The organism is Streptomyces sp. NRRL S-340 (genome assembly GCF_000720185.1).
GTDB lineage: Bacteria > Actinomycetota > Actinomycetes > Streptomycetales > Streptomycetaceae > Streptomyces.
Window position 1 is genome coordinate 1 of the sequence record NZ_JOIY01000083.1, and the last position, 12,400, is coordinate 12,400.

The window sequence follows — 12,400 nt, forward strand, 5'->3', positions numbered from 1 at the left end:
CAGGAGGCCGTCGGCGGAGCGGGCGGTGCCGCCGTTGCGGCCTTCGCCGGTGACGTCGACGCGGGCGGTGTAGGTGACGGCCATGACGGTTCTCCCTGTGGGTGTTTCACGAGTGGTGTGCGTGGGTGTACGTGTGTGTCTCAGGCGCCTTCCCTGGTGACACTCGTTTCTTTCGTGTCACCGGTTCAGGCGGTGACGTAATCATGGCAGGCGGATGTGTCACCCGTCAAGCAGGTGATGCATCCGTGTGTGTGCCGGTCCGGGAATCCTTCTCCGCCGCCACCTCGTAGAGTTCCGGCATGACTCATCGCAAGGGCCTCGTCCTCGACTTCGGCGGCGTGCTGACCACGCCGCTCCTGCCCGCAGTCCTCGCCTTCGAGGAACGGGAGGGGCTGTCCCGGGGGGCTTTGATCAACGCGCTGTACCTGGATCCGGAGGCGGTGCGGCGCACACAGGAGCTGGAGCGCGGCTCGCTCACCCAGGACGAGTGGAACGCGGAGGCCGGCCGGGCGCTCGGCATCCCGGGGGAGAACCTGCTGGGCCGGGTCTTCGCCGACCTGCGCCCCGAGACCTCGGTGATCGCCGCGGCGGCGGCCGCGCGCCGGGCGGGCGTGAAGGTCGGGATCCTCTCCAACTCGGTCGGCCTGAGCCCCTGGAACCTCTACGAGGGCTACGACCTGGACCGGAACTACGATGCCGTGGTGATCTCCGAGCGGCACGGCCTGCGCAAGCCGGAACCGGAGATCTTCGCCCTGGTCCTCAAGATGCTGGAACTGCCCGCCGGGGACTGCGTGTTCGTCGACGACACCGAGGAGCACCTCGCACCCGCCGCGGACCTGGGCTTCGCGACCGTCCACGCGCGCGAGCCGCGGGAGACGGTGGCCCGGCTGGAGGAGCTGCTGGGGGTTGCGCTGGGCGGGGCGGCCTGAGTCGCGCGCAGCGAAGAGGGACGTCGGGAAACGGGGGTACGACGCTCGGCAGAGGGTGCTTCGTGAGGTGTCCGACGGGTGTGACGGTGTGGGTGCCTGCCGACGATCTCGCCGTCACATGCTTACATGTGTGATCGACGCCGTTGCTCCGCCGCCCAGGCGTGTCCCTGCCAGGAATGAGAGCCGTGACCATCCTCGACGAAGCCCCCCTTGACGTTCTGGACGCCTACCGCACCTGCGAGTTCGCCACGCTCGGCCGGGACGGCACTCCTGCCGCCTGGCCCACCGCGGTCCGGCGGAAGACGGACGGGACGCTGCTGCTGACCACGTCCCTCGCCTTCGCGCAGAAGGCGTTGAACATACGCCGGGACGGACGGGTGGCCCTGCTCTTCTCCGACCCCACCGGCAGCGGATCAACCGAGGCGCCGCAGATCTTCGTCGGCGGTCGCGCGGAGTGCCCCGAGGAGATCAGGACCGGGCCCGAAGGAGCCGAGGACTACTGGCGCATGCTGTTCGAAAGGCAGCCGCACAGCAGGTCCTACGTCTCCGCTCCCGCGCGGTGGACGATGGACTGGTACTACCTGCGGCTGCTGATCACCGTGACACCCGAGCAGGTCGCCGTCCGGCCCCCGCTCGGCGCGCCGCCGTCGCCCGGCACACGCGCGCACGGCGTCTCGAGCCGGCTGACGGGCGCGGCACAGCTCGCCGCGTACGCCAGCGCGGTCCTGGCCGCCCGCGACGAGAGCGGGGCGCCCGTGCTGGCCCGCGTCCGGCCCGTGGCGACGGACACGGGCTACGCCCTGCGTGTTCCCGCTGACTGCGCGGCGGTCCCCGGTCCCGCTTCGCTCCTCGTGCACCGGCACGACCACCAGATGAACCACATGCACAACGCGCTGGTCCGCGGGCACATGAAGGAGTCGGACGACGGGCTGCTGCTGGTTCCCGACAAGGTCGTGGAGCCGATGGGGTCCGGCCGGGCGAGCGACGCGCTGGGCCTGCTGCGCCGCACCAAGCGTGCCACCGACCGCTATCTGGAACGCCGCGGGCTGCCCCGGCCGAAGGTGCGCTGGGAGGAGTTCAGGAGACTGGCCGATGCCGCCCGCCGGGCGGACGGCCACTGATCCGGACACCGGCCGCCGCGTCCTCCTGTCGTCCTGTCTCACTCGCCGGTGTCCGGGCCGACCGGCGGGAGAGGGCCGAACGGCCGGTGCGTCCCGCGCGTATGGGAGAAACGTATAGTCGAGGTGTCGGGGCGGTCCCGTCACCGGGCCGTTCCGTCCGCCCGGCACACATGTCGCGGCGTACGCACCCTGTTCCGGAGGAAACGCACACATGCGCCTAGGTCTCGCTCTCCCCACCTTCGGTCCGGACGCCCACGGGGAGGCCATCGTCCAGGTCAGCCGCACCGCCGAGGAGATGGGGTACGACTCCCTGTGGACCGGCGACCGGGTGCTCGCCCCCCGCTCGCCCGGTGCGCCGTACCCGAGCAAGGACGGGGTGATGCCCCGTGTCTACGAGAACCACCTCGACCCGCTGGTCAGCCTGACGCTCGCCGCCGCCCACACCAGCCGGGTCCGGCTCGGCACCAGCACGCTGAACGGCCTGTGGCAGCCGCCGCTGCTGCTGGCGAGGTCGCTGACGACCCTCGACGTCGTCAGCGGCGGCCGGCTGGACGTCGGCCTCGGCCTCGGCTGGATGCCGGACGAGTACACCGGCGTGGGCGTCCCCTGGGAAGGCAGGGGCGCGCGGCTGGACGAGACGCTGGACGTGCTGCACGGGTACTGGAGCAGCGACGAATTCGCGCACCGGGGACCGCTGTTCACGATCCCCGACACCGTGGTCGGACTCAAGCCGCACCAGCGTCCCGGGCCGCCCGTCCTGCTCGCCGCGTTCACTCCGGCGGGACTGCGCCGGATCGGCCGGCGGCTGGACGGCTGGCTGCCGGTCGCGCTGCCGCTGCCCCACATCACGGGCATGTGGGCCACCGTCCTGAAGGCGGCCGAGGAGGCGGACCGCGATCCCGCGGCGCTCCGTATGGCCCTGCGCGTCAATCCCACCCTGACCGAGGCCAGGACCGACGCGGAGCAGATGCCGGGCGCGGGCACCCTCGGCCAGTACGTCGACTACGCGCGCGCGGCCGCGGAGGCGGGTGTGCACGAACTCTTCGTCGACTTCGGGCAGTCGCCCGCGACGATCGACGAGCGCGTCGATCTGGCCGGGCGCTTCATCGAAGGGGTGCGCGCGGGCTGACCGGCCGCGCAAGGCGTGCGCGCGGCGTGAGTCGCCGCGGAAGGCGGCGCGCCGGGCGCTTCCACCGGGGCCCGGCGGCTGAGGACGGCGGGCGTGGCCCAGGACGCCGTGTGCCTGGTCCGCGCCGGCGTACACCGCGGCCGGGGACGGAGTATGGGCGCGGTCGGGGACGGTATCCGGGTCGGGGACGGCGGGGGTGGGCCAGGACGGCGGGCGCGGCTCAGGTCAGCAGGCCGTCCGGGTCGCGCAGCCGTTTCCGGTTGGCCGGATCGCGGAGCATCTCCCGGGCCACGGGCGCCGGTATCCGCAGGACGACCGGGACGGGCAGGGTGAAGTCCCGTACCGCGACCGCCCCGTGACCCGGACGGACACCGCCGCTCACCCGGGCCACCACGCGCACGTCCAGGGTGAACTGCACCAGAGCCGACTCCGCTTTGGGCTTGTGCAACGGCATCGAGCCGGAACCGCCGGCCGCGGCGTCCGCCCCGCCGCCGGAGTGCCCGGCACCGGCCAGCAGGCGGTTCAGCCGGAAGTCGGTGGCGTTCAGCAGGCCGGCGCCGCCCGCCGCACGCGCCGTCCTCGTGTGCTCCGCACCGTGCTGGCCGTCCCTCCCGGTGGGGCGCGGGGCGTCGAGCGTGCTCTGCGCGACCGTCTCGAAGGTCATCTTCTCCCCGGCCCCCAGCACCCGGCCGTCCCGCAGCCGGGCGTGCAGCGAGGTGTGCAGATCGTGTCCGCGCGCGTCGAAGGCGGGGGCGACCGGGAGGTCCGCGCCGGCCGTGGTGAGCAGCGGGAGGGCGGAGGTGAGCCATTCCGTGGACACCGCCTCGTGCTGCGTGTACGCGGCGGCCTCGCCCGTCCGTCCGTAGTGCTCGCCGCCGTGGGCGGCGCGCGCGGTGTCCGCGATCACCCGGCGTATCTCCGGCGCGCCGCGGAAACCGTTGACCTGGGCCTCCATCGGCAGGGTCACGCCCCGGCGGTGCCAGGCCTGAAGGGCGGCCGGGTCGGCATCCTGCGGCCGGGGGAAAGTCTGCCCGGTCTCTTCCGGGGCGACCACCCGCAGCCGGGCCAGCGCCTGGAGGTCCTTGGCCGGGATCCGGTGCACCAGGGACTGCGGACCGAGGGTGACCGAGCCGACCGGTCCGTCGGGGCCGCGCACCTCCAGGGTCGCCTCGACGGGCACCCGCATCCTCACCGAACGGCTGGAGGCCTCGGCGACCGTCTTCACCCCGAGCTGTCCACGCGTGACGTTCGCGGACCGTACCGTGTCCGCGGAGCCCGCGCCGAAGCCCGCCGCCGCGGCGGTGCTGCGCATCGGTTCCGCGCCGTCCGGCTTGCCGGCCCCCGCCAGCACCGCCTCGATGGTGGTGGCGTCGACCGTGTCGCGGGTGTCCGTCCGTTGCGCGGTGGCGGAGGTGATGTACTCCATGTCGCGTCCGTCGGCGGCGTCCGCCTCGTAGACGCCCGGCCCGGTCCGCCGGACCCGGAACACCGCCCAGTACGGGGTGCCCCGGCCCCGGAACAGTTCGACGGCCGTCCCCCCGTCCATCGCGGAGGAGAGCAGCCCCGCGGCTCCGTCCCGGTCCAGGACGCGCAGCAGCCGCTGGACGTTGTCGTGCGGATCCGCCAACTGCCGCCGGGGCAGCAGGACGTCGGCCAGGTCCTGGTCCCGGCGGCCGAGGTCCGCGCGCAGCCGGTCCAGCAGGGGCACGAAGTCGGGCAGGTCCTCGACCATCCCGAAGCCGAGCGGCAGCCCGGTCGCCAGCTCGGGGACGGGGGCCTGCGCCGGGGGCGCCTCGCCCGCCGCGCCGGCCCGCGGGGCGGAAGGAGCCGGTGCCGGGTCCGTCCCGCGCGGGGTGGAGGGTCCGGCGGCGAGGGGGCCGGCGGTCCCGGGCCGCGTCCCGGGCGGACGCAGACCCGCCGCGCTCAGTTGCTCGGCGGTCAGCCACACGGCGGCGGCGCCGGGCAGCGTGCGCTCTCCCGTGGTGACGTGCGTCCCCCCGCCGGTGGCGAAGCGCGTCCGGTCGCCCCCCGTCCGCACCTCGGCCACCATCCGGACCGTCAGGTCGCACCGGACGAGGTACAGCGGACGGCTGCGCGGGGTGTGGGCATTGCGTTCCACGGTGCCGCCGAGCGTGGTGGCGGTCCCGGTGCCCCGGCTGTGGCCGCGCGCCACCGACAGGCCCGTGCCGAGCCGCCACCCGGCCGGGTTGTACGAGACCGACACACCGCCCTGCACGGTCGTGCCCACGCCGTGCCCCTGCTGCCCGGAGGCCTGATGACCGCCCAGCAGCAGTGTCTCGGTCCCCGCTCCCGTACCCTCCGCGACGACTTCCGGGTTGCCGAGGGTCACCCGTGTGCCGAGGGCGCCGCGCAGCTCCGCGAGCCGGCGCGGGTGGTGCAGATCGCGCACCACCCAGCCCGCGGAGACCGCCTGGCGCAGCCCCGCCGTGAGGGCGCGGGCGCTCAGACTCTCCTCGACCGCCAGCCGCGGCGCCAGGCCCTCGGCCTCCAGCGCGCGGTCCGCACGCCCCGGCCGGTCCTCCCCGGCCGCCCGGGCCAGCAGGTCGAAGGCGAGTTCCCTGATCTGCCGTCCGTCGCCGACGGTCTCCACCAGGGTCCAGTCCCGCACGGCCCGGCCGCCCCCGGCCGGTTCCGGCGCGAGGGCGGACAGGTCCCCGATGCCCCGCGCGGTGAACTCCCGGCTGCCGGTTCCCGCCCCGGGAGCGGGAGCCGGGGGCGGGGCGGCGAGCCGGTCCATCGCGGCCCGGTCCACGGTCAGCGCGCGCGGTGTCAGCAGCCGTACCCGCTGCTCGGGCAGGAACAGGTGCGGGGTGTGCGCGGAGGACGCGATGTGCTCGGCGACCGGTGTGTCCCGCCCGGGAGAGCCGAAGGTGAGGGCACGCGCGGCGGTCCGCTCCCGCGTCGTCATGGTGACCTCCACGTGGAGGCGCAGCGCCCCGCCGAAGACGGCGGTCCTCTCGTCGCCGTTGGTGAGCACGTCGGACCGGGTGACCGGGCCGCCCTGGCTGCGCCGGACGCTGTGCCGGACGCGCTCGCCGCGCAGGGTCGCCGACAGCGTGCCGGGCAGCGCCCGGAACTGGCCGAGCGCCAGGGCGCCGAGCGCACGCGCTCCGAAGCGCCCGCTCTGCGCCGAACCGGCGACCCCCGCGTGACTGCGCACCAGCCAGTCCTCGGTGTCGCCCAGGTATCCGGTCTCCCGGAGGGTGCCCGTCACCCGGATCTGCACGTCGTGCTTGTGCCAACGACTCTTCTGACGCAGCCGGACGTTGATCCCCGAGGACAGCAACTGGTCCTTGTGGGACCGCAGATGGGCCGGTGAGAGCAGGGTGACCAGTTCCCGGTAGTTGCGCCGCTGCGCCTCCGCCTCCTCGGCACTCACCGAGCCGCCCCGCGCGGCCGTCCGCGCACCGGCCGTGCCGAACTCCGGGAGCCAGCCCGCCAGTCGCGGATCGTCCGCGAACAGCCGCTCGACGCCGGACACCAGGTGCCGGGTGTCCAGCCCGCTCAGCGTCACGTTGGCACCCATCGGCCCGAACGGCAGATGGCGCCGGACGTCCTCGGGGCCGGGCGGGGTGACCACGGCGCCCGGCTCCATCCCGGCAGGAAGGTCCAGACCCAGCGAGCGCGCCTCGTCGGCCCGCAGCCCGAGCCACAGATCCATGGTGTGCTCGGCGTCCCGGGCGCCCCCGCGGGCCTTCGCCGCGGGAGACAGCGGGCCGGTCCCCTCGACGCGGAACCGGACCTTGGCCAGGTACAGCGCCTTGTCGCCGCGCACCTCGGCGCCCGTACGGCCCGTCACCGTCCGTTCGGTCACCGTGTAGCGGGAGGTCCGCGCCGCGACGGTCGGCATCACCGTGGCCCGCACGGCCGCCGTACCGCCGAGTACGCCGAAACCCGCCGCCGGGCCCGCCCCGAACGCCGCGGACCAGCCCTTGCCCGCCGTCCCGGTGAGGGCGTACTGGGACTGCTGGTGCGTGCGCAGTTGGGTCCTGCCGACCGCCCAGGCGGGCGCCAGGCCGGTCACCTCGGCGCGCATCCGGTAGGTGCCCGTGACGCTCCCGTCCTTCGCGACCAGGTCCTCGCCCACCACCCAGCCGTTCAGCAGCCGGGGCAGGTCCTCCAGGAGCGAGGCCGCCGACGTGGCCTCGTGCAGCCGGGCCCGTCCCGGTGCACCCGGCGAGGTCAGCGCGGGATGGAGCACGGACCGTACGGTGTCGAACAGTTCCCGGCCGCCGGGACGCGAGGCGGCCGGGTCGTCCAGCGCGAACGGCGCGAGGGAGTCGGCGAGCCGCAGCAGGTTCGCCGCCCGCCCGGTGAGCGGACGCAGCCGGGCCGGTACCTCGTGCGTGACGGGCACGAGGTGCTCGGTCGGCACACGCATCACGAGGGTGCCCTCGCCGTCGAACGTCCGGACCTGCCCGTCCGGCCTGCGATGCCCGTCCGACCTGCGATGCCCGTCCGGCGCGCGATGCCCGTCCGGTCCGCCGTGTCCGTCCATCCCGTCCCGGCCGACACGCCCGTTCCGTCCGTCCGGTCCGGCGTAGCCGTTCTGCTTGTCCGGGCCGCCGTACGCGTTCTGCGCGTCCGGCCCGCCATCCCTGTCCGGCCCGCCGGCTCCGTTCCGCCCGTCCTGCCCGTCCTGCCCGTCGTCTCCGGTCGGGCGGCCCTGGCGTTCGATCCGCACGGTGTACCGCACCTGGCGTGTCACCTCGACCGAGCCCTTGTCGCTGCGCAGTACGCGCGGTTCGGAGACCGTCCGCTGCGTCCGGGTGCCCGCCGTGGTCTGGAACGGCTGCACGTTCGCCGTCATGGCCGCGCCGAGCCAGACGCCGGGCACCACCGGCGCCAGCCCGAACGCCGTGAGACCGGCGCCCACGCCCGACGCCTCACCCGCGCCGTGACTCACCGCCGCGGAGGTGTTGTGCTGGACGTCGATCTTCGTGTTCGCGCCCTTGTCCCAGCGCGCCGTCTGGTCCTGCTCACGGGCGTCACCGGGCGCCGGGGCCGGGGCGCCGGCCGGCTCGTCCGGCAGCTCCCGTCCCTTTCCCTTGCCCGTCGTCGCCGCCTCCCGCCTGGCCAGGAAGGCCGCGATCTCCTGGTCCTGCCGCGCCGCCACGGCCTCAGCCTTCGCCTTCCCGGGGGAGACGAAGGACTCGGGCAGGTCGCCGAGGCCCCGCGAGATCGACACGGTGACCTGGTACCAGCCGCCGCCCTCGGGCCCCTCGACGGTGAAGGAACGCCCTTCGCCGTAGAAGGTCTCCGGGCGCCCCGCCAGATCGGCGGCGATCTCGGCGACCGCTCCGTCCGAGCGGCCGATCGTCTCGCTCAGGGCGGCGGCCACGAACTCGTGTCCGGTCAGGCCGTACGCCGTGGAGAGTCCGGGCGCGCGCAACTCCCGCAGGTAGGGGGGCAGTCCGAGCGGAGTGTGCCGGACACCGGCCGCCGCCGGGTGCCGCTCGGGCTGTCCGGGAAGCGGGGGCCGGAAGTGCGGCCCGGGTTCGGCGCGCTCTGCGGGGCGCGCGGGCCCGGGGAGTGTGCCGGGGGCGGTATGCGTCTCCGTGCCCGTCCCGGAGTCCGCGGCCGTGTCCGCGGCCGTGAGGGTGACCGTGTCCGCGGCCGTGTCCGCGGCCGTGGGGGTGACCGTGTCCGCGGCCGTGTCCGTCGGGTTCGCGTGGGTGAGGGTGTGCGGGCCCGTGGGCGGGTGCGGGTGCGGGTTCGTCGGGGTGCCCGGTTCGGTGGCGGGGGTGGGGGAATCGGCTTCGGCCGTCTCGTGGATGGTGGGCAGGCGGTGGACGGCGGTGGTGGTCCGGGCGGTCGTTCCGGCCGGCTCCGTGCCGCGCAGGGCGGCCTCGACCTGCGCGCGCAGCCGCGTGGGTGCCTCTTCCGGCGACGGCGCCCGGAGGGTCGTAGCCGTACCTGTACCCCTGCCCGTATCCGTTCCAGTGCCCCTGCCCGTGATCTGAGATGAGGAGGGTCCCGGGCGGGACGGCCCGGCCACGGGCGAGGACGCGGTTCTGGCTCCGGTACCGGACTCGGCTGCGGCTGGGGCTTCGGTGGCCGTCGGGGTTCCGACTGCTGTCCTGGTGCCGGTGCCGGTGCCGGTGCCGGTGCCGGGAAAGGGTCCGGACAGGGTGGGCAGCCGCCCCGGGGGCAGGCGGCCGGGCTCCGGCGCGGGCGCGGCCGGGCCGCTCCTCCCGCCACCGGACGCCGCGGGCGTGGCTCCACTCGTGGCCGGGTCCGGCCCGTTGACCTGGTCCGGTACGAGCGGGGGCCGGGCGGGCGAGGTCAGTTTCCCCAGGGCGTGCGCCCCGCTCTTCATCCAGTGGGCGACCGGAGCGGCGACGTGGTGCCCCGCGGCGCTGACGAGAAAACCGGCCGCACCCGCCCCGGTGGTGAGCCCGGAAGTGCTGAACGTCCCGGTCAGCCAGACGTTGAACACACCCTCGGAGAGGTTCTGGTGCGCCGCGTTGAGCGGCGTCTCGAACAGCAGCATCAGGCCCTTCATGGCCGCACCGCCGGGCAGCGCCCGCGCCACGCCCTCCGACAGCTGCGTCCGCAGCGGGGCGAACCGTTCGGGCAGCGGCCGCACCGCTTCGCCCAGCGCCGCAGCCAGGGCGGAACGACCGTCCCGCGAGGACGACCCGGCGCGCGCGAGGAACGCCTCCGCCCAGTCCCGCCCCACGCCCCGGGCCGCCGCCGGGCCGATGTGCTCGGCGAAGGCCTTCCCGAAGAGCGTCTCCACCCGGAGCCGGAAGAGGCCCCGGGCGGTGCTGTCGACCGGGCCGGACCGGAGGGAGACGGCCACCGGTGCCACCACGGCGGCCAGCTTCCCGGCGAACCAGCCGTCGAGCGGGGCGAGAGGGGGAGCGAGCACGGCGCCGGCCGCGGAGGAGCCCGGGACCACGGGTCCCGCTCCCCGTACGGCGTTCAGCGGAGCCGCGCCGGCCGCGTGTGCGGCGTCCTCGCCCGCCGTACGGACCGGGGCCGAGGACGCGGGACGCTGCAGGCCGGCCATCAGCGTCTTCTCCAGGTCCTTCACGAGACCGGGGAGGGAGACTTTCGCCAGCACCTTGGTCATGCCCGCCGTCGCGAACGGCAGCGCGGTGCCGATCGCACCCTGGATCGCCCCGAACACCACCGACTGCCGGTGGTAGGCCGCGCCCTGCGAGGTGTGCTTGCCCTGCGCGGCGAGGATCCACCGGGCCAGCCCGTCCAGCGCGGTGGACAGAGCGACGTTGACGCCCACCATGACCGCGGCCTCCAGCGCCAGCCGCCGCAGTTCCTTGAGCAGCAGCACCCGGAAGGCCGCCCGCAGGGCAGCCTGTTCCGCCAGCGCCTCGACCGGGTCGATCAGCATCAGCAGCAGGGTGAACGCCCACTCCAGCAGGAAGAGGACCACCTGCCCGGCGATGGTGATGAGGGTGTAGTCCAGCTGGTAGCCGAACTCGTGGGCCGCGTCCGCGAGTTGGGCGGCGGTCTCCTTCAGTGCGCGCACGTGGTCCGCGCCGTCACCGGAGGCGAACGTCGACATCGCCCGGACGTACTGCTCGGGCAGGTCTCCGCGCGCGCCGGCGGCGGTCCCGGCCGTCACCTCGGCGACGGCCTGCTGGAGACCGTCCAGGAACCGCACCAGTTCCCGGTGCGGAAGCTCCGCCTCCCGGTACATGCGCTCCGACGAACCCAGCGGCACGGACATGCCCGTCAGGGCGATCACGACCGGGTTGTACCAGGGCTCCTCAGCCACCGGAGGTCTCCTGCCTTCCGTCCCGGCGGACGAGTCTGCGCGGGACGGATGAGCAGCCGGTGACGCCCGGACACCCGGCGGGAGGAGATCCGGGAACCATGTGTCGAACGGAGTACGGCGAATGTTCGCCCGAGCAGGTGTTTCGATCGCCTGGGCGTGTGAACGGTCGCGGCGTACGGCTGCTCGGGCCGTAGGCGCGCAGCAGCTCGGCCAGGGCGGCGCACGCACACACGTGTTTCGGACGTCTTCCCGGGCCTCACCGGTGCTGGTGTGTGCGGATGGCGTCTCGCGACTAGTGTGTGGTGGCGAATCACCCCCCATGTGTGCAGGAGGCGTAGGTCGGTCATGGCACAGCAGGACACCGTTCGACAGCAGGCGGGCGTGCTCCCGGTCGACGACGAGGGCTATGTCGTCGACACGGAGGACTGCGAGGCCCGGGAGGCGGCGTGGCGTGCGCGGGGTACCTCGCGGCCGGTCACGGTCGTCGGCAACCCGGTGCTGCACAAGGAGTGCGAGGACGTCACCGAGTTCGGTGAGGAACTGGAGCAACTGGTCGCGGACATGTTCGCCAGCCAGCGCACCGCGGCGGGTGTGGGGCTGGCCGCGAACCAGATCGGCGTCGGCCTGAAGGTCTTCGTCTACGACTGCCCGGAGGCGAAGGACGGCCCCCGGCACGTGGGGGTGGTGTGCAATCCCCGGCTGGTCGAGCAGCCCGCGGCCGCACGCCGGCTGGCCGAGGGGAAGGAGGGCTGCCTTTCCGTGCCGACGGCCTACGCGCAGCTCGCCCGCCCCGACTACGCGGAGGTCACCGGGCAGGACGTGCACGGCAACCCGATCCGGGTGCGCGGCAGGGACTTCTTCGCCCGCTGCCTCCAGCACGAGACCGACCATCTCTACGGCCGTCTCTACATCGACCGGCTCTCCGCACGGGAGCGCAAGGACGCGCTGCGGCAGATGGCGGAGGGCGAGCCGCGCTACCCCGTGGTCGCCCACGGCTGACCGGCGCCGCGGCGGGGCGGACGCAGGGGCAGCCCGGGCCGGCCCCGGCCCGGTCACCCGGTCCGGTTTCCGGCCCACCGGTCCGGCCCGCAAGCTCTCTTCAGCCCCGCAAGCCCTGTCCAGCCCCGCAAGCTCGGCCCCGCAAGGTCGAGCCCCGGCCCCTGACCGCGCGGTCGCGATCCCGCCCGCGCGGTCAGGGGCCGGTGGCGGTCACGGAGCCGTCTGCCCGGGCCGGCCGGCTCCCATCCCGTGGAGGAACGTGTCCACGACGATGTCGGCGGCCCGGGCCGCGCTGAGCTGGGGCATCTGCCGGGCCACGAGGTGCATCAGCTGCGGGAGGAGGGCGCCGGCCCATCCCTCGGGCTGGTCGGGGCGGAGGAGGCCTTCGTCGGTGGCGCGGTGCAGGAAGGTGTCGACCTCCTGGACGGAGCGGTCGCGGCGTTCGCGTACGGCGTCG

5 protein-coding genes and 1 pseudogene are annotated in these 12,400 nt (G+C 74.6%); 4 read left to right on the top strand and 2 right to left on the bottom strand.

What is annotated here, in order from left to right; all coding sequences use genetic code 11:
• Positions 1-299 precede the first annotated feature (299 nt).
• From IG64_RS36860 to IG64_RS36870, 3 genes are all read left to right on the top strand, one after another.
• A complete protein-coding gene (locus IG64_RS36860) occupies positions 300-929 on the top strand; it encodes an HAD-IA family hydrolase (protein WP_037864812.1) in 630 nt (209 codons plus the stop codon).
• Between the two features lie 185 nt (positions 930-1,114).
• Positions 1,115-2,050 carry a pyridoxamine 5'-phosphate oxidase family protein gene (locus IG64_RS36865; protein WP_037864814.1) on the top strand — a complete coding sequence of 312 codons (936 nt, stop codon included), beginning with the start codon at positions 1,115-1,117 and terminating at the stop codon, positions 2,048-2,050.
• 211 nt (positions 2,051-2,261) lie between these two features.
• On the top strand, positions 2,262-3,179 hold the full coding sequence (locus IG64_RS36870; protein WP_037864817.1) for a TIGR03619 family F420-dependent LLM class oxidoreductase: 918 nt from the start codon (positions 2,262-2,264) through the stop codon (positions 3,177-3,179).
• Positions 3,180-3,399: 220 nt separating this feature from the next.
• Here IG64_RS36870 and IG64_RS37820 read toward each other — a convergent pair whose 3' ends face one another.
• Positions 3,400-10,944, bottom strand: coding sequence for a hypothetical protein (locus IG64_RS37820; RefSeq protein ID WP_051813821.1), 7,545 nt, complete (start codon positions 10,942-10,944; stop codon positions 3,400-3,402).
• Positions 10,945-11,289: 345 nt separating this feature from the next.
• Between IG64_RS37820 and def the strand changes: the two genes are divergently transcribed.
• A complete protein-coding gene (gene def, locus IG64_RS36880; protein WP_037864819.1) occupies positions 11,290-11,943 on the top strand; it encodes a peptide deformylase in 654 nt (217 codons plus the stop codon).
• Between the two features lie 210 nt (positions 11,944-12,153).
• On the opposite strand, the pseudogene IG64_RS36885 reads toward def, so the two are convergent.
• A pseudogene (locus IG64_RS36885) lies at positions 12,154-12,400 on the bottom strand (TetR family transcriptional regulator); the annotation flags it as partial.